Below are 26,977 nucleotides of genomic sequence, written 5' to 3'. Positions count from 1 at the left end.
AAAGCGCTGTATCCCTTGTGAAATATAGGCTTATTGAAAAAATGCTTGTTCACTAAAAGTAAATCCGTTTAACAAACTTTTACTATCCATTTTTCTTTTGCCTGAGAGTTGTAAACTTTCAATTATTAGATATCCTTTGGTTACAGCAACCTTTATTTCGCTTTTTGATGTTATAATAGTTCCGTTTTTAAGTGTGTGCGCTGCAATTTCTTTTTTAACATCGTAAATTTTAACTTTTATTTCAGTATTGTTATCATTTAAGGTTGTCCAAGCAGCTGGGTACGGATTTAAACCACGAATTAAATTGTAGATATTTGGTAACGAATCATTCCAATTAATTTTACACGTTTCGTTAAATATTTTTGGAGCTGATTTTTCTTCAAGTTCAGGTTGTTTAAATGTAGTTACGTTGTCTTCCTCTATTAGTTGTGCCGTTTTAACTACTAGTTCACTTCCAACTTGCATTAAAACATCATGAAGTTCACCTAAAGTTTCATTTTCACCAATTGACACTTCTTCTTGAAGTATTACATTTCCAGTGTCAATTTTTTCATCAATAAAAAAAGTAGAAACGCCTGTTTTTGTTTCTCCGTTAATGATAGCCCAATTAATAGGGGCAGCGCCTCTATAATCTGGCAATAAAGATGCGTGTAAGTTAAATGTGCCAAACGTAGGCATTTTCCATACTATTTTAGGAAGCATTCTAAAAGCAACAACAATTTGAAGGTTAGCATTTAATGCTTTTAATTCTGAAAGAAAATCTTCATTTTTTAAATTGGTTGGTTGTAAAATTGGTAAGTTTTGCGCTAACGCATATTTTTTTACGGCAGATTGATTTAATTTTCGACCTCTTCCTGCTGGTTTATCTGGGGCGGTAATTACTCCAACCACATTCAAATTGGCGTTTATTAAAGCTGCTAAAGTACCTACAGCAAAATCTGGGGTACCCATAAAAACAATTCTTAAATCTCTCATTAAATAGCTAGTTTAAATTTATTTTGCGAAGTTATTGTTATTTTATTTTGTTCTAATAATATTTTTAAGGAATTTAAAATTTCTTCTTCAGTGAAGTTTAAAATAGCTGCTAGTTCGCTTGAACTTAAAGTTTGATTTTGGAGTGTTTTTAGAATTTCTTCTGAAATACTTTTTAATGATACTTTTGTTTTGTTTTTAGAAATGCAAACATCGCAAGTTCCACATTGTTCTTTACAGGTTTCATTAAAATAGGTGAGCAACTGTATGGTTCTACAAGTTTGTTTATTTTGAATAAAATTTATTACAGCTTTTAGTTTTTCGTATTTTAAGTTGTTTCGTTTTTCTATATTTTTTGAAATTCTGTTTATGGTATAAGCATCTTCTCTAACTACCATAAAGTTTAATTTAGATGTAGTATCCGCAAATGAATATTTTATAATTCCTTGTTCATGGAGCTCTTTTAAGTTTTTTATAATTTCATTTTTAGAGCATTTTAATTTTTTTGACAACACATATTCATTTATTATAGTAAAGTGTTCAAAAACGCCTCCATAACTTCTTAAAATAAGCTGTATAAATTCATTTTTTGAAGGGTAATTGTCTAAATAATTAAAAAGTTGCTGGTTACTTACAATAAATTTAAATGAAGATTTTTTACTATAATTTTCATCAAGCAACAAAATGTTTTCTTGCTCTAATATTTTAATAGCGTTGTAGGTTTGCAATAAGTTTAGTTGGTAAATGGAACAAAACTTTTGCAAGGAAAAATTGAAAGATTCTAAAGGTAATTCACCTAAAGCTATATTATAAAACTGATTTAAATTAAAATATATTTTTTTTATGAATTTTACAGTAGGAATATTTGATTTGAATTTTGTGATAGTTTCATGTAAAAGAGCGTCATTTGTAATTAATACAGCATGAGATTTTTTGTTATCTCTTCCAGCTCTCCCTGCTTCTTGAATATAATTTTCTAAGCTATTTGGAGTGTTAATATGTATTACAACTCGAACATTAGGTTTGTCAATTCCCATTCCAAAAGCATTGGTAGCCACCATAATTGGAGTTTTATCTTGCATCCAATTTAAATATGCTTCATTTTTTTCAGAAAGTGATAAACCTCCGTGATAAAAACTACTTTTAAAGCCGTTTCTATTTAAAAATTGCGAAACTTCTTGTGTTTGTTTTCGGTTATTAGTGTAAACAATTACAGCATCTTTGGCGCGATGTAATAATTGCTTTAATTTACCATAAACATCTTCTGTTTTTAGAACATGATAACTAAGGTTACTACGTTTAAATGATTTTTTAAATACTTGCGCATCATTTAGTTCTAAATGCAATTGAATATCTTCTAAAACTTGTTGAGTGGCTGTTGCAGTTAAAGCTATAAACGTTGCGTTTGGTTGTAGTTCTTTTAAAATATTTAATTGTAAGTACGAGGGTCTAAAATCGTGTCCCCATTCTGAAATACAATGTGCTTCATCAATAGCTATTAAAGAAACTTGTAGCTGCTTTATTTTATCTTGAATAAATTTGGATTGCAGCTTTTCAGGAGAAAGATATAAAAATTGAATACCTCCAAATTGTAGATTGTCAAAAGCAATTACAATTTCATCTTGAGATAATTGTGAAGTTAAAGCTATGGCTTTTATATTTTTTTCTTTTAAGCTGTTAACTTGATCTTGAATAAGTGCAATTAGCGGTGAAATAACAATGCAAATTCCACCCATAGCTAAAGCAGGAACTTGGTAACAAATAGATTTTCCGCCACTTGTAGGTAATAAAACTAAGGCATCTTCTCCTTTTAAAACAGTATCAATTATTTCTTTTTGTGGAGTTCTAAATGTAGTGTGTCCCCAATATATTTTTAATATTTCAAGAGGACTTTTCATTATTTAAGATAGTCTAAAATAAAGTTTGTTCGTTCTTCAACAGTTCCGGTTGGTACTTCAATAATTGGGTAATTTAATTCTTTATAAGTTCTTTCTAAATGATTATGAATGGCTAGTGCTTGTTCAAAATTTTCATAACGTTCATTATCTGAAATATAAATTTCTTCCCACGGCGGCATTAAAAAAACGTGTTCATAGCGATAAAGGTTACTTTTGTTTACATACGTTGAAGGGTAGTCTATACTAATATAATTCATATAGGCATGTACATCAGGAATTCCTCTATCAAAAAATACCAACTCATTATTTATTTGTTCAGCTTCAATAAATTGTTTTATGCGGCCTTCTAATAACAATTCACTAAATAATAAAGGTTTTGTTAAAAACAGTTGCTCAATTCCTTTTTCTCGAGCGTTTAAGGTAACCTGTCTAGAAATTTCAGGCATACAAATAAACTTACGTTTTACAAGTTCATCAATTACTGTAGATTTTCCGGTTCCCGGTCCACCGGTGATTACAATTTTTGTTTGCATGGCACAAAATTAATGCATTCATTAATTTTTACTTCAAATATTCTTGTAAATTTGTTATTTGATATTAACAATGTATAAGTTCAATCTTAAATAGCATTTAAAACCTAAAAAATGAGCGATAAAAGTGAGTTTTATAAAAAATTAAAAAAAACATTAAAAGAGGAAACTAAATTCCCAACCAAATATTTATTTAAGTTCATTGTACCAACTTCAGACAAAGCTATTCAGCAAGTTGAAAATATTTTTAATGACGGTGGCGCTGTTATTAAAAAAAATGTTTCTAAAACAGGTAAATTTACAAGTGTATCTATTCATGTAGTAATGAAAAATGCTGATACAATTATTGAAAAATATCTTCAAGCAGAAAAAATTGAAGGAATTATTTCTTTGTGATACTTTTAACATCGTTTTTTAAAAATAAAAAATAAATTGCACCGTTTTTAATAGGGTATTTTTCTTGTTTAAAAAGATACTTATTGAAAGCAAAATTTATGATTTATGAAGTTAAAAATTTCGTTAATTTTTATAGTATTTATTAGTTGTTCAGATATCTTTTCTCAACAAGTATCCAACGTTTTATTTACAATTGATAACGAACCTTATTATACTTCTGAGTTTTTAAAAATTTATAAAAAAAATAGCGCACTTCTAGCTAATTCTGAAAATAAAAGTATTGAGAATTATTTGGATTTGTACGTTGCTTATAAGTTAAAAGTAAGGGAAGCAAAAGAGTTTGGATTTGATACTGTTGAAAAATTTAAAAAAGAATTAAAAAGTTACAAAGAGAAATTAGTTTTACCTTATTTAAAAGATGAAAAGGTAACTAAAAAGTTGGTGAAGGAAGCGTATAATAGGTTGCAAACTGAGGTGAATGCTAGTCATATTTTAGTTTTTGTAAAACCAAATGCAACACCAAAAGACACTTTGTTGGCATATCAAAAAATTGTAGCAGCTAAAGAATTAATAAGTACTGGTGAAGAATTTTCAACAGTTGCAAAAAAATATTCTGAAGATCCTTCTGTTGTTCAAAATGGTGGAGAAATTGGATATTTTACAGCATTGCAAATGGTATATCCTTTTGAAAATGTTTCGTATGCAACAAAGGTGAACGAGGTTTCAGAGCCTTTTAAAACAAAATTTGGGTATCATATTTTAAAAGTAACTAATAAAAGAGCTGCAAAAGGAGAAATAGAAGTTGCCCATATTATGACAAATAATACTTTGCCAAATGCCAAACAACAAATTGATTCTATTTATGCTGTTTTGTTAAAAGACCCAGCTAAATTTGAAATGTTAGCAAAAGACTTTTCGCAAGATAAAAGTAGTAGTTCAAAAGGTGGGAAGTTGCCTAAATTTGGCGCTAGTAAAATGGTTGAAAGTTTTTCAGATGTGGCATTTTCTTTAGAAAATAAAGGTGATCTTTCTAAGCCATTTCAAACAAATTATGGGTGGCACATTATAAAATTATTAGAGAAATATCCTTTGCAGGAATTTGATGAAATTGAAAACGAATTACTGCAAAAAGTTGAAAATGATTCAAGATCAGCGCTTATTGGGAAATCGGTTGTTGATAGTTTGCAACAAGCTTATAAGGTAAAAGTAAATTTGGAAGCATTCAATCAATTTTATGTTGATGACTGGAAAGTTACACCTGAAAAATTTAAGCAAAATTTATTTAATATTGAAAATACGCAAATTTCACAGCAAGAGTTTATTTCATATTTAAAACTTGCACCCCAAACAACTATTAAAAGCAATTTTGAATTATTTAAACAAAAAGAGATTCTAAATTATTTTAAAGTTCATATTGCTGATACAAATGAAGAATTTGCCTTAATTTATAAAGAGTTTGAAGAAGGTATGTTGTTGTTTGAAGTATTGGAAAAACAAGTATGGGAAAAATCTAAAGATAGTTTAGGTTTGGCAAATTTTTACGATTTGCATAAAGTAGATACTTATAATTCAAAAAAGTTTGACGACATTAGAGGAATTGTAATTTCTGATTATCAAAACTATTTGGAAAAAGTTTGGGTAGAAGCATTGTATAAAAAATATGAAGTATTGTTTAATGAAAAAGAAAAAAATAGCATTTTAAACACTAAAAATATTGAATGAGAAACGTTAGCTATATATTCATTTTATTAATATTAAATTCTTGTAATTATTTTACAATTAAAAACGATACTCGTGAAGTTGTTGCGCGCGTAGGAGATACATTTTTATATAAAGAAGATTTATCAGGAATTACAGCTTCAAGTACAAGTTCACAAGATAGTTTGTTAATATCAAATAACTATATTAATAATTGGATCAAACAGCAGTTGTTACTTTCAAAAGCGCAAATTAATTTAGAAAATGAAATAGATAAGTTTGAAGATTTGGTAAAAAAATATCGTGAAGATTTATATATCAACTCTTATAAAGAAGCCGTTGTAAAAGAATACTTAAATACTGAAATTTCTAATGAGGATATTGAGCAATTTTATGAAGGTAACAAACAAAATTTCAAATTAAATGAAGAGTTACTAAAGTTAAAATTTATTAAGCTTGGTAAAGATGTGTACGAGAAAAAAGAAATAATAAAACTGTTTAAATCAAAGAAAAAAGAAGATTTAGATAAGTTAGTTTCAAAAGAAATGTCATTAAAATTAAATCACTTAAATGATTCTGTTTGGATAAAATATAGTGATTTGGTTACTAAAATTCCTATTTTAAAAACAATAGACAAAACCGACTTGTTAAAAAAAGGTAATTTTATTCAAAAAGAAGATTCATTAAGCTTATATTTGGTCGCTGTTAATGCGGTGTTGAATAGAAATGAGGTAGCGCCAATTAGTTATATTTCACCTACCATAAAGCAAATGATTTTACATCAAAGAAAATTATTATTAATAAGAAATATAGAAGAAACATTAATAGACGATGCAAGTAAAAAACAACAATTTGAAATATATTAGTATGAAATATTATATGCTGTTAGCATTTTTATTTATTTTAACAGGAATAAATGCGCAGGAAAGAGTAAAAGTAGATGGAGTAGCGGTAGTAATTGGTGATAATATTGTGTTGGATTCTGATTTAAAGAAATTCAAACAAGAATTAGAGCAAAGAATGGAAGGTAAACCTGTTGATATTACCGACTGTGAAATTTTAGAAGAAATAATGCTACAAAAACTAATTGCACATCACGCAGTTATTGATAGTGTTGATATTTCTGAAGCTGAGATTAATGAAGAAGTTGAGCGTAATATTGCATATTTTACACAGCAATTAGGATCTATGGATAAAGTAGTTGCTATGTACGGATTTAATGATGAAGAAGATTTAAGAAAAGAGTTGTTTGGAATTCAAAGAGAGCAAATTTTAATTCGTAAAGAAAGCGCAAATATTACTGAAAATGTAGACGTAACACCTGATGAAGTTAGAACCTATTTTAAAAATTTAGAAGTAGATAACAATTTACCAGAATTTAGTGCGGAAGTTGAGTTGGCTCAAATTGTAAAAATATTAAAACCTTCTGAAGAAGAAATTCAACGTGTTGTTGGAAAATTAAACGAAATTAAAAAAGAAGTTGAAGAAGGTTATAGCTTTAGATTAAAAGCAATTATTAATTCTGATGACCCTGCAGTTTCAAGTAACGGTCCTGGAGCAGGTGGAAAGTATACAATTACACGCCAAAGCGGATTTATTAAAGAGTTTAAAGAAGTAGCATTTAGTTTAGATGAAGGTCAGGTTTCTGAGCCTTTTGAATCTGGTTTTGGATATCATATTATTTTGGTTGACAAAGTAAAAGGTCAAGAACGTGATGTGAGCCATATTTTAATTCAACCAGAAATAACAAATGAAGAAAAAAAGGCTGTTGAAGAAGAATTAAATAAACTTCGTGAGCGTATTATTGCAGGAGAAATTTCGTTTGAAGATGCTGCCAGACAGTTTTCAGATGATAAAGAAACAAGAATGAATAGAGGTTTGATTTTAAACCCTCAAACAAACGATACAAAATTTGATTTAACACGTATGGATCCTAAATTATACAATCGCGTTAGCAGTATAAAAACAGGTGAAATAACAGCTCCTTTTTACGAAGAGGTAAGAGGAGAAGATAAAATGTTTAAATTATTAAAAGTAAACGAAAAGATTGAAACGCATACTGCAAATTTTTCTCAGGATTACGAAAAAATTCAAAAACTAGCTTTGCAAAAAAAGCAAGAAGAAGTTGTTGAAGACTGGGCAAAAGAAAAGCTTTCAGATACCTACATTAAAATTAATGGTGCGTATGTGAAATGTGAGTTTCAAAAGAATTGGAATAAATTTTAAGAAAAATGTCTGATGTTGATGTATTAAAACAATTGGTGATTAAACACCAAGCGTTGAAAAAAGAAATTGGAAAAGTTATTATAGGTCAAAATGAAGCTGTTAGTCTTATTTTGTTATCTATTTTTAGTGGAGGGCACTCTTTGTTAATTGGTGTGCCAGGTTTAGCTAAAACGTTAATGGTTAACACCATTTCTGCATCTTTAGGACTCCAATTTAAACGAATACAGTTTACACCAGACTTAATGCCTTCTGATATTTTAGGAAGTGAAATATTAGATGAAACTAATAATTTTAAATTTATAAAAGGCCCAATTTTCAGTAATATTATTCTTGCTGATGAAATTAATAGAACGCCTCCTAAAACGCAAGCCGCGTTATTAGAAGCTATGCAAGAGCGCACGGTAACAGTTGCTGGTCATCACCATGTTTTAGACAAGCCGTTTTTTGTTTTGGCTACTCAAAACCCAATTGAGCAAGAAGGAACATATCCTTTACCAGAAGCGCAATTAGACCGTTTTATGTTTTCTATTAACCTTGAATATCCAAGTTTTGATGAAGAGGTTGAAGTGGTAAAAAGCACTACAAATGATGAAAAAGTAGTTGTAAAAGCATTACTGTCTGCTGAAGAAATCAATCAATTTCAGCATTTAATTAGAAGAATTCCTGTGGCAGATAATGTGATTGAATATGCTGTAAAACTAGTGTCAAAAACACGACCAAAAACAGCAAATGCTCCTGAGATTGTAAATAATTATATTGATTGGGGTGCTGGCCCAAGAGCTTCTCAAAATTTAATTTTAGGTGCTAAAGCACACGCAGCGGTAAATGGTAAATATTCTCCAGATATTGAAGATGTGCAAGCCGTAGCTTATGCAATTTTAAAACATAGAATAGTTAAAAATTATAAAGCAGAAGCTGAAGGTATTGGAGAAAAAGAAGTGATTGAGGCTTTATTCTAATTCGCTGTCTTCACTTTCTTCATTTTCAAAAAAACTAAACATGTTACCACCATATTTTTTTTGGTAACTTAAGTGTTCGTTTTTACTAAAATCTGTGTGTTTAGAATGTTCAATTATTAAAATTCCACCTTCATTTAATAGTTTTTTTTCAAACACTAATGCAACAATATTTTCAAACTTTTCTAAATCAAAATCATAAGGAGGATCTGCAAAAATTACATCAAATTTAGTAGTGCTTTTTTGTAAATATTTAAATACATCACTTTTGTAAGCTTGTACGTTTATATCTAAATCTTTAGAGGTAGTGTTTATGTATTTTACACATCCAAAATGAGCATCAATAGCGGTAATATATTCTGTTCCTCGTGACCCAAATTCGTAACTAATATTTCCTGTTCCGGCAAACAAATCAAGCACATGTATTTCTTGAAAATAATATAAGTTGTTAATTATATTAAAAAGAGCTTCCTTAGCCATATCAGTTGTTGGCCTTACAGGTAAGTTTTTAGGAGCCGTTAAGCGTTTGCTTTTGTGTTTCCCTGAAATAATACGCATTTAAAGTTGGTTTAAAAGGGTGAAATTTGAATGTGATGAAATATGTTCATTTAAAAACGTTGAAGGTGATTTAGGTTCGTAAAATGAAATATTTCGAATGTATTGATACAAAATAGTGTACAATTCAGAATCTTTTTCAATATCGCCAAATAATACAAGTTTCAATTCTTCAGGATTTAATTGCAGCTGTTCTGCTGTAAATAAAATGTAATAAATAAAATCTTCTTTGGTGTAGAATTTAAAACAATTGAACAATTCAAATTGGTTGTTTTTTATAACTACAATTTCAAAATGATTGTTGGTAACATTAACAAAACAAAAGTCAGTTGAAAAATGTTTAAACTCTTGTAATAATTTTTCAATTAAAATAGTTGAGGAATGCTTGTACTCAAAACTACCGTAAGTATCAATTAAAAAGTTATTAATATTCACAAAAGGAATATACACGTTTACAATATCTGTATTTACAATTTCATCGTATGTGATAAAATCGTTTTCCAAAACTTTTACATTGAATTTTAAATAGTCCTCTAATTTCTCTTTTTCAAAGAAAGGAAGTGGAACTTGACTATTTAAATTATTAAAATGCGATACACTTACCGACTGGTATTTTAACTGAAGTAAAGGTTCATTTTGGAATATTTCAGCAACTAAATCTAAATGTTTATATGGTGAAATATTTGAGTTTTCAAATTCATATAAACCAAGTGCGCCAAACTCGTTTTGCGCTTTATTATAGATACAAAAAGAAAATCCATCCAAACTAAGTTGGATGGATAAATGATTTTCTTCTAGATTTTTAAAATCTAATGTATTATTCGTTATTTTTTTTATCTCCTTTGTCATAGAATGGAGGCCAGTTTCCGTCTTCACTTACTTCACCTAATGAACCTACGCTTAAAAATTCTCCTCTAATTTCTTCTCCACCAATGGCTTCTTTTTCTTGTTTTACAAGATTTGCATCCATTCCTTCTAAAATAATTGATTTATCAACTGCGATTTCAAAAACAGGAGCTTTTAAACCAGCAATTTTTTCAATTTCACCAACTTCAATTTTGAATTTTTTGTCAGTTCCAGGAATGTTAAGCATATTTTGGTAATCTTTACCAACAAACTGAAGTTTTACATCTTCATATCCAATGGTATCAATAACTCTAATTTCAATTTCTTTTGTAATTCCACCTCCAACATTAACAGTTTTAGGAACGTTTTTAGTTTGTGTTAAAGCAAATTTAGCAGTGTCAATGAATTTAATTAAATTTTCTCCGTTTGCAGTATACGTACCAGTTACTTTTTTGTGAGCAACTTCAGCATCACGAAGCATTTTTAAATTCGTAATTACTTTTGCATATCTAATTTTCTTTTCCTTGTTAAATTTTATTGGTTTTTGTATTTCATAATTGATTTTATATCCTAAGAATACTGCTAAACCTATTAAACAAATTGATACTAGCCAATGTAATTTTTTTGGGATGAAATTTACAATTACGTATGCTAAAAGAAATGTAACTATTATACCTGCTACAATAATTAAAATTGTTGTCATTTGAATCTTTATTTTTTATGTGTACGCAAATCTACAAATTTTTTTTAATGAGAAAAACTTTTTCAGATAAATCAATTTGTATATTTGGCATTTATTTTATTTATGACAAAAACAGCTGCTCAATTTTACCAAGATTTAGTTAAATCATTCCCTTTTGACCCTACAAGCTCTCAAGACTTGTTACTTTCAAAATTAGCAGATTTTGTGTTTGACAAAAACAATAAAGGTCTTTTTTTAATAAAAGGATATGCCGGAACTGGTAAAACTACAACTATAAGTACTGTTGTAAATAATTTATGGAAGGTTGGTAAAAAAGCGGTTTTGTTGGCGCCAACAGGAAGAGCTGCAAAAGTAATTTCAGGATATTCAAAAAGACAAGCTTTTACCATTCATAAAAAAATATATTTTCCTAAAAAAAATAAAGGTGGCGGTGTTGATTTTACGTTGCAAACCAATAAGCATACCAATACAGTTTTTATTGTAGATGAAGCATCAATGATTCCTGATAGTCCAAGCAATGCAAAATTGTTTGAAAATGGTTCACTTTTAGACGATTTAATTTCATATGTATATAATGGTGTAAACTGTAAAATTATTTTTATTGGTGATACCGCGCAGTTACCTCCAGTTAAATTAAGTATTAGCCCTGCGCTAGATGCTAATAAATTAGCGCTTAATTATGATAAAGAGGTTACTGAAATTGAATTGAGTGAGGTGATGCGCCAACATGAAAATTCTGGTGTTTTGGTAAATGCAACAGATTTGAGGTTGATTATAGGAAATAGGGGATACGAAACATTTAAGTTTCAATTAGGTTTTCCAGATTTAATTCGCTTGGTTGATGGTTATGATATTCAAGATGCTATTCATACAGCGTATGATAATATAGGAGTAGAAGATACAGCTTTTATTGTTCGTTCTAATAAAAGGGCAAATTTATACAATCAACAAATTAGAAGTAAAATTAGAGGGCAAGAAAATGAAATTTCTACAGGAGATTTTGTAATGGTTGTAAAAAATAATTATTTCTGGTTAAAAGAATCAAGCGATGCCGGTTTTATTGCCAATGGAGATATTTGTGAAATACTGGAAATAAAAAATATAAAAGAATTATACGATTTTAGATTTGCAAATGTAAAAGTTCGTATGATTGACTACCCAAATCAAGCGCCATTTGAAACGGTGTTGCTATTAGATACGCTAACTTCTGAAACACCTTCTTTGTCGTATGAAGAGTCAAATAAGCTTTATCAAGAAGTTGGAAAAGATTTTGCAGACGAAAAATCTAAATATAAACAGCTTTTAGGAATTAAAAAAAGTCCTTATTTTAATGCGTTACAAGTAAAATTCTCATATGCAGTAACTTGTCATAAATCACAAGGAGGTCAATGGAAAACCGTTTTTATTGAACAGCCTTATTTACCTGAAGGCCAAAATATTGAATACTTGCGTTGGTTGTATACCGCAGTTACAAGAGCACAAGATAAAGTGTATTTAATAGGCTTTAAAGATGAGTTTTTTGAAGAATAAATAACGCTTTTGTGTATTGAAGAAAAATAAATTATTTAAACACTTCATTTTCTACTTGTTATACTGAAATAAAATACTTAAATTTGCACTCCTTTTTTCGAGAACAGATTTGAAAGGGAAATAAAAATAATTTATATAAATAATCTCTTAGCATTATTATCGTTTAAAATCTGAATAATAATAAGATACAAAATAATTATCATCAGCAATTATGTCTGAAGAAACAAAAAAAACTGAAGAGCAAGTAGATGCTCCTAAAGTAGAAAATACTGAAGCTCCTGCTGCAGTAGAAGCAAAAGTAAGTCCAGAAGAATTTTTAGAATCATTTGACTGGCACAAATACGAAGAAGGAATTGAAGCGGTTGACGAAGAAAACCTTAAAGCTTTTGAAGCTGCCTTAGAAGGTACATTAGGTTTAGTGAATGAAAGAGAAGTAATTGACGGAACAGTTGTTAGAAAAACTGATCGTGAAGCAATTATTGATATCAATTCTAAATCAGAAGGTGTTATTTCTTTAAACGAATTTCGTTACAACCCTAACTTAGCTGTTGGAGATATTGTTGAAGTTTTAGTTGACAAAAGAGAAGATAGCAGTGGACAATTAGTATTGTCTCACAAAAAAGCAAGAGTAATTAAAGCTTGGGATCGTGTAAATAATGCACACGAAACTGGTGAAGTTGTTAATGGTTTTGTGAAATGTAGAACTCGTGGAGGTATGATTGTAGATGTTTTTGGAATTGAAGCATTCTTACCAGGTTCTCAAATTGATGTGAAACCAATTAGAGATTACGATCAATACGTAGAGAAAACAATGGAATTCAAAGTTGTAAAAATCAACCAAGAATTTAAAAACGTTGTTGTTTCTCATAAAGCACTTATTGAAGCTGACATTGAAATTCAGAAAAAAGAAATTATTGGTAGATTAGAAAAAGGACAAGTATTAGAAGGTGTTGTTAAAAACATTACTTCTTACGGTGTATTTGTTGATTTAGGTGGTGTTGACGGTTTAGTTCACATTACAGATTTATCATGGTCTAGAATTAACCACCCAAGTGAGGTTGTTGAATTAGATCAAACATTAAACGTTGTAATCCTTGATTTTGATGATGAGAAAACAAGAATTCAATTAGGTTTAAAACAATTAAATGCACACCCTTGGGAAGCATTAGATGAGAATATTAAAGTAGGTGATACAGTAAAAGGTAAAGCAGTAGTGCTTGCTGATTACGGTGCATTTATTGAAGTAGCTCAAGGTGTTGAAGGATTAATTCACGTTTCTGAAATGTCTTGGTCAACACACTTACGTTCAGCTCAAGACTTTGTAAAAGTTGGAGATGAAGTAGAAGCTCAAGTATTAACTTTAGATAGAGAAGACCGTAAAATGTCTTTAGGTATCAAACAATTACACCCAGATCCTTGGGCTGCAATTGCTGAAAAATACCCTGTAGGTTCAGTTCACGAAGGTACTGTTCGTAACTACACTAACTTTGGTGTATTTGTTGAATTAGAAGAAGGAATTGACGGTTTAGTATATATTTCTGATTTATCTTGGACTAAGAAAATTAAGCACCCATCAGATTTCGTATCAGTTGGTGATAAATTAGCTGTTCAAGTATTAGAATTAGATGTTGAAGGACGTAAATTAAACTTAGGTCACAAACAAACTACTGAAAACCCTTGGGATAAGCACGAAGAAACTTACGCAATTAACTCTATTCACGAAGGTGTTGTAAAAGATAAGAGCGATAAAGGTTTAATCGTAACTTTTGCAGATAATGTTGAAGCATTTGTTCCTAGTAGATTTACTACTAAAGAAGATGGTTCTAAATTAGCTAAAGGTGATACTGATAAATTTAAAGTTATTGAGTTTAACAAAGAATTTAGACGTGTTGTAGCATCTCATACTTCAATCTTTAAAGCACAAGAAGAGAAAAACATCAAAGTAGCTCAGAAAAAAGCTGAGTCTGCTGAGAAAACAACTCTTGGTGATTTAGGTGGTGATTTAGCTGCATTAAAAAGAAAAATGGAAGGAAAATAATCGTTGAGATTTTCTAAATATTTAAAAAGCTGTATCATTTGATACAGCTTTTTTTTGTGTTATTAATTCTAATAGAATTATCTTTGTTTAAAAATCAATAAATGGCTTTAATAAAATCAATTTCAGGAATAAGAGGTACTATTGGCGGAAAAGTAGATGATAACTTAACACCGTTAGATACAGTTAAATTTGCTGCTGCTTACGGTATGTGGTTAAAAAAGCATTCAGCAAAAGAAAACTTAACCGTTGTTGTTGGTAGAGACGCCCGTATTTCGGGTAAAATGGTAAGTAGTTTGGTATGCAATACCTTGGTTGGTTTAGGAATACATGTAAATGATATTGGTTTGTCTACTACACCAACTGTTGAAATTGCTGTTCCTTTAGATGAAGCTGACGGTGGAATTATTATTACAGCTAGTCATAATCCAAAACAATGGAATGCTTTAAAATTGTTGAATGAAAAAGGAGAGTTTTTAAACGCGAAAGATGGTGAGGAAGTGTTAAAAATTGCTGCAAATGATGCTTATACTTTTGCTGAAGTTGATGATTTAGGAGTTTACAGAAAAAAACAGGGATATATAAAAAAGCATATTAAAGAGGTATTAAATTTGCCTTTGGTTAATGTTGAAGCTATTCAAAAAGCAAAATTTAAGGTAGTTGTTGATGCAGTAAACTCTACAGGAGGAATTGCAATACCGGCATTACTTGAAAGTTTAGGTGTTGCATGTGTTGAATTGTATTGTGAGCCTAACGGACAATTTCCACACAATCCTGAACCTTTAAAAGAGCATTTAACAGATATTTCAGAGTTAGTAGTAAAAGAGAAAGCACATTTTGGTATTGTTGTAGATCCTGATGTAGATAGACTAGCTTTGGTAAATGAAGATGGTTCAATGTTTGGTGAAGAGTATACCTTAGTTGCTTGTGCAGATTATGTTTTGGGAAAAACAAAAGGAAACACTGTTTCAAATTTATCTTCATCTAGAGCTTTAAGAGATATAACTGAAAAACATGGTGGAACATACCAAGCTAGTGCAGTTGGTGAAGTAAACGTAGTTGAGTTAATGAAAGCTTCAAATGCGATTATTGGTGGAGAAGGGAATGGTGGTATTATTTATCCAGCGTCACATTACGGAAGAGACTCTTTAGTTGGAGTTGCTTTATTTTTATCGCATTTAGCCACTTCAAAAATGTCTTGTAAAGAATTAAGAGATAGTTATCCAAGTTATTTTATGAGTAAAAATAAAATTGAACTAACACCACAAATTAATGTGGATGATATTTTAGAAACGATGGCTTCTAATTATAAAAATGAAGATGTAAGTACCATTGATGGTGTTAAAATAAATTTTGCTTCAGAATGGGTGCATTTAAGAAAATCTAATACTGAGCCAATTATTAGAATTTATACCGAAAGTACTTCACAACAAAATGCTGATAGATTAGCAGAAAGAATTATAGAGGAAATTAAAAAATGCATTTCATAAAATGAAAAAGCTATTTATTTTTATTGTGTTGTTTGCTGCGACACTTTCATACGCTCAAGAAATTGAGATTGAAGAACAAATAGATGTTCAAAGAAATTTTAATGATGTAGCACACAACAAAGGAAGAATGTTTGTTTTTTGGGGATGGAATAGAGGAAGTTACTCAAAATCAGACATTACATTTAAAGGAGATGATTATAATTTCACTTTATATGACACTAAGGCTAGGGATAAACCGAAACCGTTTGGGATTTATTATTTTAAACTAGATGAAGTTACCATTCCACAAACCAACTTTAGAGTAGGATATTTTTTCCACGATCATTACAATGTTGCGTTGGGTGTTGATCATATGAAATATGTGATGCATAATGACCAAACAGTTAAGTTTAGTGGAGATTTACCAGTTGGAAGTGAATTATATACTTCAAATGGAAATACGATTGATTTAACCGAAGATTTTCTAACTTTTGAACATACTGATGGTTTAAACTATGTAACCGTTGAAGTGAATAGGTTTGATACGGTTGACAACTGGATTGGTTTTGGAGTGAAGAATATTGATATCAATTTAACAGAAGGAATTGGTATTGGTGCCTTATACCCAAAAACCAATACGAAATTATTAGGAAAAGAACGTTATGATGACTTTCATGTTTCTGGTTGGGGAATGTCTGCACATGTTGGACTAGATGTTACTTTTTTCAAGTATTTCTTTATTCAATACACGTTTAAAGCGGGGTATATTAACATGCAAGATATAAGAACTACCGGTAGTAAAACAGATTCAGCTTCTCAAGATTTTATATTTTTAGAAAATATGTGGGTGTTTGGAGGTAAATTTAATGTAGTAACTGGAAAGAATAAAAAGAAAAAGAAATAGTCTTTTTCTTTTTATAATATAAAAAAACGTCCAAGCTTTATAGTTTGGACGTTTTTTATTTAATACAGTTAGGTTAATTTATCTTTCTAACACTACCTGAACCACTTGAGTTTGCTTTAATAATATTTGGTTCACCTGAATAAATAATGTTTCCAGAACCTGAAGCTTTCGCATATATTTCTTCTGAAGCTTGAATTTTTACATTTCCAGAACCTGAGACTTTAGCATTGGTAATAGCTGCTTTTAAATTTGAGGCATTTAAATTTCCAGAACCTGATAAGGAACAAGTAACTATATTTGTTTCTCCTGTAAGTTTTAAATTTCCAGAGCCTGAAATAGTAGCAGTTAAATTATCTGTAAACAATTTTAATTTCATATTTCCTGAGCCAGATACTTTTAAAGCCAAGTTGTTTGCAATAATTTCATCTTCTGAAATAATACTACCAGAGCCAGAAAGTGTTACAGCTGAAAGTGCTTCATAAGTAACAGTAATATTTATTTTTTTTGAAGTTCTAATGTTCCAACCACTTTTAAATTTAATTTTCAATTGGTTGTTTTCAACTATTGTTTCAATAATATCCATTAAGTTAGAACTAGCTTCAATTGTAACGGCTTTTCCTTTGCCTTTTTTTAATGTAACATCAAAAGATCCTGACACTGCAATTTTATCAAAATCAGAAACAGTTCTAGTAGTGGTAATAATGTTTCCGTTGGCCTTTACTTTTTTATTTTGAGAAAAGGTAGTTGTTGTTATCAATACTAAAAATGTTAATAGTATAGGTGTAATTGTTTTCATAATAGTAATTTTAGTTAGTTGTAAAAGTGATGTTTCCGTAGCTAGTTTTTAAAGTAATTGTACTATCAGAATTTGGTGTATTGTAATAACCTTCGTAATATTTTGAGCTTGTTTTTGTAATTTCTTTATTGAAGGTAAAGTTGTTGTTAGATTTAAAATGTCCGTAACCTAAAGAAGCCGTAATATTGAATGAATTTTCAGAACTTACACCTAATTTTATTTGTGAATAAGACGTTTTAATGTCAATTTTTTTAAAATTTTTGTGAATAGCATTAATTTTAATAGATCCATAATCAGAGTTTAAAATAGCTGATCCATTTAGTTTTCCTACGGAAGTATTCATATAATCGCTATTACCTGTTAAGTTTCCACAGCTGTTAATTTTCACATCTCCATAGTCACAGTTAAAATCTAAAACAGCAACCATTCCAAATGAAATGTGAGAGTAATCTGCATTTAAATCAATTCTTCCACCTTTTTCAATATGTAAGGTTGAATAATCAGCATTAATAGCACCATCTTTCATAAAGTCAATAGAAGACTTATTTGTATAATCAATATTTATAGTATTAGTAGAATTTAGTAATTCACCAATGGTAATTTTTCCATAATCACAATTTATAGAAGAGGTTCCTTCTAACTTATCTAATTGAATGCTACCATAATCGTTTGAGAGCTTTACATTATTAGTAATTGGCATTTTAATAGTGTAATTAATTTCCATATTTACATTACTTTTTCGTCCCCAATTCCAAGAGTTTGAAGATTTCCCAATAATTGTTTTTGCAGAAACATTAGATGAACTACCATTTAATTCAACGGTAATTTGTTCTAAGCGTTCAGCCACACGTTCTTCATTGTCACCACTTGTAGTAATTGAAATATTCATCTCAATTTGATCTGAATTTCCGGTAACAATGGTTATGTTTCCATATTTATTTGAAACTGCTAAAGTTGCATTTTTGTTTACGGTATACACCTTGTTTATTTTTTTATTTTTGGTGTATTTCCCTTTATCTTCTGTTGCGGTTACTACTAGAGGTATTAAAAAAACCAATAGTAAAATTTTATACATATGCTTCATTTTTGTTGCTTTTTAGTTGTTTAATTCTTTCAATTTGTAATAAGATACTTTGTAAAACTTCTATACGTTGTTGAAAATTTGAAATCATTGCGTAAATAATTCGTTTATCTTCAGTACTTTCTTTGAGCTCTAAAGTAAGTACGGTATATTGTTTTTCAAGTTTTGATAATTGAAAAAGTCCGTCGTTAATAATTTCATTAGTTTCTGTACTTCTTTCTTTTTCAATAGTTTCTAATTCTTTATGAATTGTATTTATAAAATAGACTTGTGTTTCTTGCATTTCTGTTGAAATACCAGCCAATTCCATTCCTTTATTGTTGTAATTTGAACCTAGCCAAATACCAACAAGTAATAAAATTGATGCTGCTACAGAGATTGAAGCAATCATTTTAAATAACTTTTTTCGAGTGTTAATTGCTGGTGTATTTAGCTTTTCTTCAAACCTATTAAAATGTCCAATTTCAGGTTCTTCAACATCAAATTGATGTTCTAAGCTTTTAAATATGTGGTCTAAATTATCTTTCATTTTATGTAGATAAAAGTTGTCTTAATTTGTTTTTTGCTCTGGAAACTGTTGTTCTGCTATTTTCGTATGAAATTTCCATAATTTGAGCAATTTCTTCATAATCGTACCCTTCAATTAAATGCAACGTAATAGCTATTTTATAATTAGGTTTCAATTTAGAAACGTGTTCTAAAATTTGTTTTGCATTTAATGAACTATAATTCTGTGTTTCCTCGTTTTCATTTTGAATGGTTACTTTTTCTAAAGAAACGGTTTCCAATCTTTTGTTCTTTTTTAAAGCAGTTAAGCTTTTATTAATTACAATTCTTTTTAACCAAGCACCAAATGTTACATTTCCACTAAAAGTACTTAACTTGGTAAATGCTGCTAAAAATGATTCTTGCATAATATCTTCAGCTTCAAATCTGTCATTCACAATTCTAAAAGCAGTGTTAAACATTGCTTTATAGTATTGTTTATAAATTGCAAACTGAGCTTTTTTATCTCCGTTTTCGCAATTGATAATTAGTTGGTTTTTATGTTGAATTTCAGCTTCCAAAAATTGATTTCTATATAAAAGACACGGTTGTTTTTAAACTGTTACAGTTTTATTTAAAATTACTTAAATAATTGATGATTCCCTTTTTTTGGCATAACTATTGAAAAATATAATATGACTTCGCAATAAAAACATTGTTAAGTTGCTGATTAATAGAAAAATAAATTAATTTTGAAAACTTATTATTTTGATAAAAAATAATTTGAATGACAAAATGACCCAATATATACTATGAGTAAATTAAAATTTTCAAATATGGACAATCTGTCATTAGAGAATATCTTAGATGAAGATGCAGATTTAATACCGTTAATGACGCCCGAAGATGAAGAGGAAATTAACAATGAAGATGTTCCAAATGTATTACCAATATTACCTTTAAGAAATACGGTACTTTTCCCAGGAGTTGTAATTCCTATTACTGCTGGTCGTGATAAATCTATCCAATTAATAAAAGAAGCCAATAAAGGAAATAAAATAATTGGTGTTGTTGCACAAAAAAATGAAGGAGTTGAAGATCCTTCAACAAATGATATTTATAAAGTTGGAACCGTTGCACGTATTTTACGTATGTTAAAAATGCCTGACGGAAATATGACAGTGATTATTCAAGGTAAAAAACGCTTTGAAATTGATGCATTTGTGCAAGAAGAGCCTTACTTACAAGCAACTACTAAAGAGCGCGCTGAAGATAGAGCAGAAGAGAAGGAGCCAGAGTTTAATGCTATTATTGACTCGATTAAAGAAATGGCGGTTAAAATTATTAAGGAAAACCCTAGCTTGCCGTCTGAAGCTTCATTTGCAATTAAAAACATTGAGAGTAAACCATTTTTAATCAACTTTGTTTCTTCTAATATGAATTTAAAAGTAGAGGAGAAGCAAGAATTATTAGAAACTACCAATTTAAAAGATCGCGCTTTATTAACCTTAAAAAGGATGGATGCTGAATTGCAACGTCTTGAATTAAGAAATGATATTCATTCAAAAACACGTTCTGATATGGATCAGCAACAACGTGAGTATTATTTACATCAACAGTTAAAAACAATTCAAGAAGAGTTGGGCGGTGTTTCATATGATGAGGAATTAGATGAAATGCGCAAAAAAGCAAAGGATAAAAAATGGAGTAAGGTTGTAAAAGATGCTTTTGAAAAAGAGTTAGGTCGTTTACAACGTATGAATCCGCAAGTTGCTGAATATTCTGTACAACGTAATTATTTAGACTTATTGTTAGAATTACCTTGGAATGAATTTTCTGAAGATCAATTTGATTTGAAACGTGCACAAAAAATATTAGACCGAGATCACTTTGGTTTAGAAAAGGTAAAAGAACGTATTATTGAGCATTTGGCTGTTTTAAAGTTAAAAGGAGATATGAAATCGCCAATAATTTGTTTATACGGTCCTCCAGGTGTTGGTAAAACATCTTTAGGGAAATCTATTGCTGAATCTTTAGGTAGAAAATATGTGCGTATGTCTTTAGGTGGTGTGCGTGATGAAGCTGAAATACGTGGGCATAGAAAAACATACATTGGTGCAATGCCAGGTAGAATTATAAAAGATTTGAAGAAGGCAGGAACATCAAACCCAGTATTTGTATTGGATGAGATTGATAAATTAGCAAGTTCAAGTCATAATGGTGATCCTTCTTCAGCAATGTTAGAAGTGCTAGATCCTGAACAAAATACTACGTTTTACGATAACTATTTAGAGTTAGATTACGATTTATCAAAAGTGTTATTTGTTGCTACAGCTAACAGTTTGTCTACAATTCCTTGGGCATTAAGAGATAGAATGGAAATTATTAATGTTTCTGGGTATACAATTGAAGAAAAAGTAGAAATTGCTAAACGTCACTTGTTACCAAAACAGTTAGAAGAGCACGGATTAACAAAAGAGCATATTTCAATAGGGAAAAAAGAATTAGAGAAAATTGTTGTTGCTTATACACGTGAGTCTGGAGTTAGAGGTTTAGAAAAGCAAATTGCTAAAATGGTGCGTTACGCAGCAAAATCAATTGCTATGGAAGAAGCTTATGATGTGAAAATTACGGTTGAAACTATTGAAAAAGTGTTAGGAGCTTCTCATTTAGAACGTGATAAATATGAAACTAATGATGTTGCCGGTGTAGTTACTGGATTAGCTTGGACAAGTGTAGGTGGAGATATTTTGTTTATTGAATCTATTATTTCAAAAGGAAAAGGATTGAGCATTACCGGAAATTTAGGAAAGGTAATGAAGGAATCTGCAACTATTGCAATGGAATATATTAGAGCAAATGCTGATGAGTTTTGTATTTCACAAAAGCTACTTGATGAGTATAAAGTTCATATTCACGTACCTGAAGGAGCAACACCAAAAGATGGACCAAGTGCAGGTATTACAATGTTAACCTCTTTGGTTTCTGTGTTTACACAACGTAAAGTAAAATCTAAATTAGCTATGACAGGTGAAATTACTTTAAGAGGAAAAGTGTTACCTGTTGGTGGTATAAAAGAAAAAATATTAGCAGCTAAAAGAGCAAATATTAAAGAACTTATTTTATGTAAGGATAATGAGAAAGATGTTTTAGAAATTAAAGACTCTTACTTAAAAGGATTGAAATTTCATTATGTTTCTGAAATGAAAGAAGTAATTGATATTGCACTTACCAAACAAAAGGTAAAAAATGCTAAGAAGTTCTAAAATAAAAAAAGCAGCCAATTGGCTGCTTTTTTTATGCTTTTAATAATGAGTTAAAAATTACGCACATCTAAAATTCGTCCGTTTTTAAGTTCTCCAGTAACATCTAAATGGTATATTTTTTTTGCAACTTGTGACGGTGTAAACAATTCTCCTTGTTCGTAAAAATCAATAAAACGTTGTACAGATTTAAAATTCTCTTTAGGTGTGTTTCTGGCTTGCGCTTGCATGTCTGTATCAACAATTCCTGGGTAAATAGAAACCATACTAACACCATTTTTAAGTTCTTTTTGTTCTTTTGAAATTACCTTTGTCATCATATCAACACCTGCTTTTGAAGTGCAATACATAGCCCAACTTTCATAAGCATTTATTGCTGCCCCAGATGAAATATTAAAAATTTGTTTTTTACAATTAAACTCTTTAGAAAGTTTAATGAATTGAGAATTTATTATTAATGGAGCAATTAAATTTACGCTAATTGTATATTGAATGTCAGATGGTTCAATATGTTCTATAGTGTTTACAGCTCCTAAATTACCTGCGTTATTTATTAGTGTAATATTTTTAGTGCGAACTCTGTCTAATTGAGAAAATATTTCAACCAAAGTTTCTTGAATCTTTTCAATATTTGTAATGTCGCACTGGTATTGTTCTACAGCATATAACTTTTCAATTTTACTTCTTGAAATGGAAATAATTCGATAACCATTTTTGTGATATTCCTTTGCTAAACCCAATCCAATACCTTTGCTTCCTCCGGTAATTATTAAAATATTCTTCATTATTTTTTTGTGTTTTTTTCGTACAACTCAACCCATTCAGTGACCGTCATTTTTTGCATTAATTCACCTATTAAAGCAAACGGAATTTCTTCAGCTTTTTTAAACCGAATGCAGCTTTTTCCCATATCTAATTTTCGTTTACAATGTTTTGGGTATTCAGCTATAAACCAATCAAGTAATGTTGGGTTTGCATAAATTCCCATATGGTATAAGGCAATAAAATTCTTTTGAGAAGCTATGTTTGCAAATGGAAGCCGTAACTCTGTATTACAATGGTAGCCAGCAGGGTATATTGATTTTGGAACTACATAGCTAATCATTCCATAATTCATTTGCTCTTCAAAACCTTTAGGAATATTTTCTAGAATTGTTTTCCTAAGTTTTTCAAAATAGGGAATTCTTTCATCAGGAATTTGGGAAATATATTCTTCTGGATTGTTGGCTTTAAGTTGCATAATTTAAATTTAAAAATTACAATTTGATTTTAATTATCTTAAAATAATCGCACAAAGGCATTATTTTGTTCAAATTAAAATTGAAAATACAAATTAATTATGAATAACCAAGAAGCGTTATTTGTAGATTTTTTTTGAAGCATTCCAAAATACATCCATTTCTTCAAGCGACATATTTTGAAGTGATTTGTTTATTTTTTTTGCTTCGGCTTCTAAATATTGAAAACGGTTAATGAATTTTTTATTCGTTCGTTCTAAGGCGTTTTCAGGATTTACTTTAATAAAACGAGCATAATTGATCATTGAAAACAATACGTCGCCAAATTCAGCTTCAATAGCATTAGTGTTTCCTTTTTCAATTTCTGCATTTAATTCAGCTAATTCTTCTTGAACTTTTTCCCAAACTTGTTGAGGTTTTTCCCAGTCAAAGCCAACTCCAGCTACTTTATCTTGTATTCTGTTGGCTTTTACCATAGCTGGTAACGATTTTGGAACTCCTTCTAAAACCGAATTTTTGCCTTCTTTTAATTTAAGTTGTTCCCAATTTTGTTTTACTTCTTCTTCATCTTTTACTTCTACATCTCCATAAATGTGTGGATGACGGTAAATTAATTTTTCAGAAATTGTATTGGCAACATCAGCAATGTCAAAATTGTTTGTTTCAGAACCAATTTTGGCGTAAAAAACAATATGAAGTAGCACGTCGCCTAGTTCTTTTTTAATTTCTTCGAAATCGTTATTAAGAATGGCGTCGCCTAATTCATATGTTTCTTCAATAGTTAAGTGTCTTAGAGATTGAAAAGTTTGCTTTTTATCCCACGGACATTTAGAACGCAACTCATCCATAATGTCTAATAATCGACCAAATGCTTGCAGTTGCTGTTCTCTTGTATTCATTTTTTAAGCTTCTTCAGTTTCAGACTCTTCTTCTTCAATAGTAGCAAAGTCAAAGTTTTTAGATGCTAATAAATTATACCATTGTATTACTTTTTTAATATTTGAAGTATATACACGTTCTTCGTCAAAATTTGGTAAAACTTCTCTAAAATATGAAGTTAAAACTTTTCCACTTTCTTTATGGCTTAAAGCTTGTTTTCCACCTTCTTTTTCTGCAATGCTTTTTAATATAATACGTAAAGGAACTTCTTCTTCATATGTATAAATAGCAATTTCATTTAAAGCGCTTAAGTTATGTGTAACAGTAATTGGGAATTTTTTCCCGTCAATTAAAGATTCTACAATAATTCCTCCTTTAGATTGTGCCTTAATTTCATACAATCCTGGTTTTCCGTTTACGGCTACAATGTCTTTTAATTCCATATATATTTATCTTCTTTTTAATGTAGGAAATTTCATTCTATAATCAGAATTTACTTTTCCTTTTGAAATATTTTCTAATTTCTTTTTAATTAATCGTTTTTTTAGTGATGAAATTTTATCTGTAAATAAAATTCCTTCAATGTGATCGTATTCGTGTTGAACAACTCTAGCAGCTAAACCACTTAAAACATCGGTATGTTTTTCAAAATTTTCATCTAAATACTCAATAGTAATAGTTTCTTCTCTAAAAACATCTTCTCTAATATCAGGAATACTAAGGCAACCTTCAGTAAAAGCCCACTCATCACCTTCTTCTTTTGTAATTTTAGCATTGATAAATGTTTTTTTGAAACCAGCTAAAAAAGTGCGTTCTTCTTCGTCTAAATCTTCATCAGCACTAAAAGGAGAAGTGTCTACAAGAAATAATCGAATAGCTTTTCCTATTTGAGGAGCAGCTAACCCAACACCTTGCGCGTTTTCCATAGTCTCTTTCATGTTTTCTAGTAACTCAGCAAGATTTGGATAATCTTTGTCAATATCAACTCCTACTTTTCTTAAAACAGGATCACCGTATGCTATAATTGGTAAAATCATTTTTTATTTTTTGGACTGCAAAAGTACGAATTAATAGTTAAAAGAAAAACGATGCGCCTCTTAAAACAAGGAACAGCGTTAATTATTTAGAATAATTTTAACACTCGTTAAAATTAAATTTGCTGCAGGTAAGATTGTAAAATAATAGTTGCGCTAATTTCGTCAATTAATGCTTTGTTTTGACGCTGTTTTTTCTTCAATCCACTGTCAATCATGCTTTGAAAAGCCATTTTTGAAGTAAAACGTTCATCTACACGTTTAACGGGTATTTTAGGGAAAGTTGTTTTAAGTTTTTCAATAAATGGTTTAATAAATTGTTCACTTTCACTTGCAGTATTGTTTAGCTGTTTGGGTTCACCAACAACAAATAATTCTACGTTTTCATTTTTAAGGTACGAAGTTAAAAAAGAGAATATTTTTTTAGTATCAACCGTTGTAAGTCCAGATGCAATTATTTGTAATTCATCTGTAACAGCAATTCCTGTACGTACTGTTCCGTAATCTAAAGCTAAAATTCGTGCCAAAATGTTAACATAATTATTAAAAGTGTGCAAATTTACTCATTTAGGTTTAAATACATATTTTAAATTTTATATTTGCTTTATTATTGAAAATTTAGAATATGGAAGCGATTAGAAAAATTATAGAAGAAGCTTGGGAAAATAAAGCCTTATTAAAAGAAGAAAAAACTCAAAACACCATACGTGAAGTTGTTGGGTTATTAGATAGTGGTAGTTTGCGTGTTGCTGAACCAACTGCAGATGGATGGCAAGTTAATGAATGGGTTAAAAAAGCAGTAGTAATGTATTTTCCAATTCAAAAAATGGAAACATTAGAAGCTGGTATTTTTGAATATCATGATAAAATTCCTTTAAAAACAGGTTATCAAGAAAAAGGTATTCGTGTAGTGCCAAATGCAGTTGCACGTTACGGAGCATATATTTCTGCAGGAACTATTTTAATGCCTAGTTATGTAAATATTGGAGCGTATGTTGATGAAGGAACTATGGTTGATACTTGGGCAACTGTTGGTAGTTGTGCTCAAATTGGTAAAAACGTACACTTAAGTGGTGGAGTTGGAATTGGTGGAGTTTTAGAACCTTTACAAGCGGCACCAGTAATTATTGAAGACGATGTGTTTATTGGTTCACGTTGTATTGTTGTTGAAGGAGTTCATGTAGAAAAAGAAGCTGTTTTAGGAGCAGGAGTAGTTTTAACGATGAGTACAAAAATTATTGATGTTACTGGACCAGAGCCAATAGAAATAAAAGGTAGAGTACCTGCTAGATCTGTTGTGATACCTGGAAGTTATAAAAAACAATTTCCAGCAGGAGAATTCAATGTTCCTTGTGCTATGATTATTGGACAGCGTAAAGAAAGTACCAATAAAAAAACATCTTTAAATGAAGCATTAAGAGATAATGATGTAGCAGTTTAAAACTTTAACATTTTATATAAAAAGAGCCACTATTTTAGTGG

The 26,977-nt window shown here is 29.8% G+C and carries 27 protein-coding genes; 11 read left to right on the top strand and 16 right to left on the bottom strand.

Going from position 1 to position 26,977, the window contains the following annotated elements; genetic code table 11:
- Nucleotides 1-30: 30 nt before the first annotated feature.
- From fmt to ACFQ5N_RS10990, 3 genes are read right to left on the bottom strand one after another with little or no spacing between them, the layout of a single operon-like run.
- Nucleotides 31-975 (bottom strand): methionyl-tRNA formyltransferase, encoded by a 945-nt coding sequence (gene fmt, locus ACFQ5N_RS11000; protein ID WP_386809550.1) that lies wholly within the window; start codon nucleotides 973-975, stop codon nucleotides 31-33.
- Nucleotides 975-2,870: a RecQ family ATP-dependent DNA helicase gene (locus ACFQ5N_RS10995; protein ID WP_386809549.1), complete on the bottom strand. Its 1,896-nt coding sequence runs from the start codon at nucleotides 2,868-2,870 to the stop codon at nucleotides 975-977. The genes fmt and ACFQ5N_RS10995 overlap by 1 nt, the downstream gene beginning before the upstream one ends.
- Nucleotides 2,870-3,403, bottom strand: a complete 534-nt coding sequence (locus ACFQ5N_RS10990) for an AAA family ATPase (protein ID WP_386809548.1) — start codon at nucleotides 3,401-3,403, stop codon at nucleotides 2,870-2,872. Before ACFQ5N_RS10990 ends, ACFQ5N_RS10995 begins: the two co-directional genes overlap by 1 nt.
- 111 nt (nucleotides 3,404-3,514) lie before the next feature.
- Between ACFQ5N_RS10990 and ACFQ5N_RS10985 the strand changes: the two genes are divergently transcribed.
- The 5 genes from ACFQ5N_RS10985 to ACFQ5N_RS10965 all read left to right on the top strand — a co-directional run bounded on the left by ACFQ5N_RS10985 (nucleotide 3,515) and on the right by ACFQ5N_RS10965 (nucleotide 8,679).
- Nucleotides 3,515-3,796 carry a DUF493 family protein gene (locus ACFQ5N_RS10985; protein WP_386809547.1) on the top strand — a complete coding sequence of 94 codons (282 nt, stop codon included), beginning with the start codon at nucleotides 3,515-3,517 and terminating at the stop codon, nucleotides 3,794-3,796.
- A gap of 105 nt (nucleotides 3,797-3,901) precedes the next feature.
- Nucleotides 3,902-5,518, top strand: a complete 1,617-nt coding sequence (locus tag ACFQ5N_RS10980; protein ID WP_386809546.1) for a peptidylprolyl isomerase — start codon at nucleotides 3,902-3,904, stop codon at nucleotides 5,516-5,518.
- The gene (locus ACFQ5N_RS10975) at nucleotides 5,515-6,360 is read left to right on the top strand and encodes a peptidyl-prolyl cis-trans isomerase (protein ID WP_386809545.1); all 846 of its coding nucleotides are present in this window, start codon (nucleotides 5,515-5,517) and stop codon (nucleotides 6,358-6,360) included. The genes ACFQ5N_RS10980 and ACFQ5N_RS10975 overlap by 4 nt, the downstream gene beginning before the upstream one ends.
- Before the next feature lies 1 nt (nucleotide 6,361).
- Nucleotides 6,362-7,720 (top strand): peptidylprolyl isomerase, encoded by a 1,359-nt coding sequence (locus tag ACFQ5N_RS10970; protein WP_386809544.1) that lies wholly within the window; start codon nucleotides 6,362-6,364, stop codon nucleotides 7,718-7,720.
- Nucleotides 7,721-7,725: 5 nt separating this feature from the next.
- Nucleotides 7,726-8,679, top strand: coding sequence for an AAA family ATPase (locus ACFQ5N_RS10965; RefSeq protein ID WP_386809543.1), 954 nt, complete (start codon nucleotides 7,726-7,728; stop codon nucleotides 8,677-8,679).
- On the opposite strand, the gene rsmD is transcribed toward ACFQ5N_RS10965, so the two are convergent.
- The 3 genes from rsmD to ACFQ5N_RS10950 are packed head-to-tail and all read right to left on the bottom strand — an operon-like array spanning nucleotide 8,671 to nucleotide 10,780.
- The gene (gene rsmD, locus ACFQ5N_RS10960) at nucleotides 8,671-9,234 is read right to left on the bottom strand and encodes a 16S rRNA (guanine(966)-N(2))-methyltransferase RsmD (protein ID WP_386809542.1); all 564 of its coding nucleotides are present in this window, start codon (nucleotides 9,232-9,234) and stop codon (nucleotides 8,671-8,673) included. The genes ACFQ5N_RS10965 and rsmD overlap by 9 nt on opposite strands.
- The gene (locus ACFQ5N_RS10955) at nucleotides 9,235-10,080 is read right to left on the bottom strand and encodes a DUF3822 family protein (protein WP_386809541.1); all 846 of its coding nucleotides are present in this window, start codon (nucleotides 10,078-10,080) and stop codon (nucleotides 9,235-9,237) included. It lies immediately after the preceding gene.
- On the bottom strand, nucleotides 10,049-10,780 hold the full coding sequence (locus ACFQ5N_RS10950) for a hypothetical protein (protein ID WP_386809540.1): 732 nt from the start codon (nucleotides 10,778-10,780) through the stop codon (nucleotides 10,049-10,051). The genes ACFQ5N_RS10955 and ACFQ5N_RS10950 overlap by 32 nt, the downstream gene beginning before the upstream one ends.
- A gap of 102 nt (nucleotides 10,781-10,882) precedes the next feature.
- Here ACFQ5N_RS10950 and ACFQ5N_RS10945 point away from each other — a divergent pair, with 102 nt between their 5' ends.
- The 4 genes from ACFQ5N_RS10945 to ACFQ5N_RS10930 all read left to right on the top strand — a co-directional run bounded on the left by ACFQ5N_RS10945 (nucleotide 10,883) and on the right by ACFQ5N_RS10930 (nucleotide 16,718).
- Nucleotides 10,883-12,310: an ATP-dependent DNA helicase gene (locus ACFQ5N_RS10945; RefSeq protein ID WP_386809722.1), complete on the top strand. Its 1,428-nt coding sequence runs from the start codon at nucleotides 10,883-10,885 to the stop codon at nucleotides 12,308-12,310.
- Between the two features lie 211 nt (nucleotides 12,311-12,521).
- Nucleotides 12,522-14,348 carry a 30S ribosomal protein S1 gene (rpsA, locus tag ACFQ5N_RS10940; RefSeq protein ID WP_386809539.1) on the top strand — a complete coding sequence of 609 codons (1,827 nt, stop codon included), beginning with the start codon at nucleotides 12,522-12,524 and terminating at the stop codon, nucleotides 14,346-14,348.
- Between the two features lie 101 nt (nucleotides 14,349-14,449).
- Entirely contained in the window at nucleotides 14,450-15,835 is a 1,386-nt protein-coding gene (gene glmM, locus ACFQ5N_RS10935; protein ID WP_386809538.1) for a phosphoglucosamine mutase, read from the top strand.
- A 1-nt stretch (nucleotide 15,836) separates the two neighbouring features.
- Nucleotides 15,837-16,718: a hypothetical protein gene (locus ACFQ5N_RS10930; protein ID WP_386809537.1), complete on the top strand. Its 882-nt coding sequence runs from the start codon at nucleotides 15,837-15,839 to the stop codon at nucleotides 16,716-16,718.
- A gap of 73 nt (nucleotides 16,719-16,791) precedes the next feature.
- On the opposite strand, the gene ACFQ5N_RS10925 is transcribed toward ACFQ5N_RS10930, so the two are convergent.
- From ACFQ5N_RS10925 to ACFQ5N_RS10910, 4 genes are read right to left on the bottom strand one after another with little or no spacing between them, the layout of a single operon-like run.
- On the bottom strand, nucleotides 16,792-17,514 hold the full coding sequence (locus tag ACFQ5N_RS10925; protein ID WP_386809536.1) for a head GIN domain-containing protein: 723 nt from the start codon (nucleotides 17,512-17,514) through the stop codon (nucleotides 16,792-16,794).
- Between the two features lie 10 nt (nucleotides 17,515-17,524).
- Nucleotides 17,525-18,589, bottom strand: a complete 1,065-nt coding sequence (locus ACFQ5N_RS10920) for a hypothetical protein (RefSeq protein ID WP_386809535.1) — start codon at nucleotides 18,587-18,589, stop codon at nucleotides 17,525-17,527.
- Nucleotides 18,582-19,124, bottom strand: coding sequence for a hypothetical protein (locus tag ACFQ5N_RS10915; RefSeq protein ID WP_386809534.1), 543 nt, complete (start codon nucleotides 19,122-19,124; stop codon nucleotides 18,582-18,584). Before ACFQ5N_RS10915 ends, ACFQ5N_RS10920 begins: the two co-directional genes overlap by 8 nt.
- 1 nt (nucleotide 19,125) lies before the next feature.
- On the bottom strand, nucleotides 19,126-19,662 hold the full coding sequence (locus ACFQ5N_RS10910; protein ID WP_386809533.1) for an RNA polymerase sigma factor: 537 nt from the start codon (nucleotides 19,660-19,662) through the stop codon (nucleotides 19,126-19,128).
- A 231-nt stretch (nucleotides 19,663-19,893) separates the two neighbouring features.
- Between ACFQ5N_RS10910 and lon the strand changes: the two genes are divergently transcribed.
- The gene (gene lon, locus ACFQ5N_RS10905; RefSeq protein ID WP_386809532.1) at nucleotides 19,894-22,347 is read left to right on the top strand and encodes an endopeptidase La; all 2,454 of its coding nucleotides are present in this window, start codon (nucleotides 19,894-19,896) and stop codon (nucleotides 22,345-22,347) included.
- 50 nt (nucleotides 22,348-22,397) lie between these two features.
- Here lon and ACFQ5N_RS10900 read toward each other — a convergent pair whose 3' ends face one another.
- From ACFQ5N_RS10900 to ruvX, 6 genes are all read right to left on the bottom strand, one after another.
- On the bottom strand, nucleotides 22,398-23,129 hold the full coding sequence (locus ACFQ5N_RS10900; RefSeq protein WP_386809531.1) for an SDR family NAD(P)-dependent oxidoreductase: 732 nt from the start codon (nucleotides 23,127-23,129) through the stop codon (nucleotides 22,398-22,400).
- Nucleotides 23,129-23,584, bottom strand: coding sequence for a DUF1801 domain-containing protein (locus ACFQ5N_RS10895; RefSeq protein ID WP_386809530.1), 456 nt, complete (start codon nucleotides 23,582-23,584; stop codon nucleotides 23,129-23,131). The genes ACFQ5N_RS10900 and ACFQ5N_RS10895 overlap by 1 nt, the downstream gene beginning before the upstream one ends.
- 117 nt (nucleotides 23,585-23,701) lie before the next feature.
- Entirely contained in the window at nucleotides 23,702-24,481 is a 780-nt protein-coding gene (mazG, locus tag ACFQ5N_RS10890) for a nucleoside triphosphate pyrophosphohydrolase (protein ID WP_386809529.1), read from the bottom strand.
- A 3-nt stretch (nucleotides 24,482-24,484) separates the two neighbouring features.
- Entirely contained in the window at nucleotides 24,485-24,904 is a 420-nt protein-coding gene (locus tag ACFQ5N_RS10885) for a DUF5606 family protein (protein ID WP_386809528.1), read from the bottom strand.
- Between the two features lie 6 nt (nucleotides 24,905-24,910).
- Nucleotides 24,911-25,498: a peptide deformylase gene (gene def, locus ACFQ5N_RS10880; RefSeq protein WP_386809527.1), complete on the bottom strand. Its 588-nt coding sequence runs from the start codon at nucleotides 25,496-25,498 to the stop codon at nucleotides 24,911-24,913.
- Between the two features lie 113 nt (nucleotides 25,499-25,611).
- Nucleotides 25,612-26,022, bottom strand: coding sequence for a Holliday junction resolvase RuvX (gene ruvX / locus ACFQ5N_RS10875; RefSeq protein WP_386809526.1), 411 nt, complete (start codon nucleotides 26,020-26,022; stop codon nucleotides 25,612-25,614).
- A gap of 98 nt (nucleotides 26,023-26,120) precedes the next feature.
- On the opposite strand from ruvX, the gene ACFQ5N_RS10870 reads away from it, so the two are divergent.
- The gene (locus ACFQ5N_RS10870) at nucleotides 26,121-26,936 is read left to right on the top strand and encodes a 2,3,4,5-tetrahydropyridine-2,6-dicarboxylate N-succinyltransferase (protein WP_386809525.1); all 816 of its coding nucleotides are present in this window, start codon (nucleotides 26,121-26,123) and stop codon (nucleotides 26,934-26,936) included.
- Nucleotides 26,937-26,977: the final 41 nt, after the last annotated feature.

The sequence above is a fragment of the Lutibacter holmesii genome, assembly GCF_042679665.1.
Classification (GTDB): Bacteria; Bacteroidota; Bacteroidia; order Flavobacteriales; family Flavobacteriaceae; genus Lutibacter; species Lutibacter holmesii.
This window is presented reverse-complemented; position numbering and strand designations above follow the sequence as displayed.

Bases quoted from the DNA above. Each gene is read 5' to 3' on its own strand.
- fmt (WP_386809550.1), bottom strand. From the start codon at position 975: ATGAGAGATTTAAGAATTGTTTTTATGGGTACCCCAGATTTTGCTGTA.
- ACFQ5N_RS10995 (WP_386809549.1), bottom strand. From the start codon at position 2,870: ATGAAAAGTCCTCTTGAAATATTAAAAATATATTGGGGACACACTACA.
- ACFQ5N_RS10990 (WP_386809548.1), bottom strand. From the start codon at position 3,403: ATGCAAACAAAAATTGTAATCACCGGTGGACCGGGAACCGGAAAATCT.
- ACFQ5N_RS10985 (WP_386809547.1), top strand. From the start codon at position 3,515: ATGAGCGATAAAAGTGAGTTTTATAAAAAATTAAAAAAAACATTAAAA.
- ACFQ5N_RS10980 (WP_386809546.1), top strand. From the start codon at position 3,902: ATGAAGTTAAAAATTTCGTTAATTTTTATAGTATTTATTAGTTGTTCA.
- ACFQ5N_RS10975 (WP_386809545.1), top strand. From the start codon at position 5,515: ATGAGAAACGTTAGCTATATATTCATTTTATTAATATTAAATTCTTGT.
- ACFQ5N_RS10970 (WP_386809544.1), top strand. From the start codon at position 6,362: ATGAAATATTATATGCTGTTAGCATTTTTATTTATTTTAACAGGAATA.
- ACFQ5N_RS10965 (WP_386809543.1), top strand. From the start codon at position 7,726: ATGTCTGATGTTGATGTATTAAAACAATTGGTGATTAAACACCAAGCG.
- rsmD (WP_386809542.1), bottom strand. From the start codon at position 9,234: ATGCGTATTATTTCAGGGAAACACAAAAGCAAACGCTTAACGGCTCCT.
- ACFQ5N_RS10955 (WP_386809541.1), bottom strand. From the start codon at position 10,080: ATGACAAAGGAGATAAAAAAAATAACGAATAATACATTAGATTTTAAA.
- ACFQ5N_RS10950 (WP_386809540.1), bottom strand. From the start codon at position 10,780: ATGACAACAATTTTAATTATTGTAGCAGGTATAATAGTTACATTTCTT.
- ACFQ5N_RS10945 (WP_386809722.1), top strand. From the start codon at position 10,883: ATGACAAAAACAGCTGCTCAATTTTACCAAGATTTAGTTAAATCATTC.
- rpsA (WP_386809539.1), top strand. From the start codon at position 12,522: ATGTCTGAAGAAACAAAAAAAACTGAAGAGCAAGTAGATGCTCCTAAA.
- glmM (WP_386809538.1), top strand. From the start codon at position 14,450: ATGGCTTTAATAAAATCAATTTCAGGAATAAGAGGTACTATTGGCGGA.
- ACFQ5N_RS10930 (WP_386809537.1), top strand. From the start codon at position 15,837: ATGAAAAAGCTATTTATTTTTATTGTGTTGTTTGCTGCGACACTTTCA.
- ACFQ5N_RS10925 (WP_386809536.1), bottom strand. From the start codon at position 17,514: ATGAAAACAATTACACCTATACTATTAACATTTTTAGTATTGATAACA.
- ACFQ5N_RS10920 (WP_386809535.1), bottom strand. From the start codon at position 18,589: ATGTATAAAATTTTACTATTGGTTTTTTTAATACCTCTAGTAGTAACC.
- ACFQ5N_RS10915 (WP_386809534.1), bottom strand. From the start codon at position 19,124: ATGAAAGATAATTTAGACCACATATTTAAAAGCTTAGAACATCAATTT.
- lon (WP_386809532.1), top strand. From the start codon at position 19,894: ATGAGTAAATTAAAATTTTCAAATATGGACAATCTGTCATTAGAGAAT.
- ACFQ5N_RS10900 (WP_386809531.1), bottom strand. From the start codon at position 23,129: ATGAAGAATATTTTAATAATTACCGGAGGAAGCAAAGGTATTGGATTG.
- ACFQ5N_RS10895 (WP_386809530.1), bottom strand. From the start codon at position 23,584: ATGCAACTTAAAGCCAACAATCCAGAAGAATATATTTCCCAAATTCCT.
- mazG (WP_386809529.1), bottom strand. From the start codon at position 24,481: ATGAATACAAGAGAACAGCAACTGCAAGCATTTGGTCGATTATTAGAC.
- ACFQ5N_RS10885 (WP_386809528.1), bottom strand. From the start codon at position 24,904: ATGGAATTAAAAGACATTGTAGCCGTAAACGGAAAACCAGGATTGTAT.
- def (WP_386809527.1), bottom strand. From the start codon at position 25,498: ATGATTTTACCAATTATAGCATACGGTGATCCTGTTTTAAGAAAAGTA.
- ACFQ5N_RS10870 (WP_386809525.1), top strand. From the start codon at position 26,121: ATGGAAGCGATTAGAAAAATTATAGAAGAAGCTTGGGAAAATAAAGCC.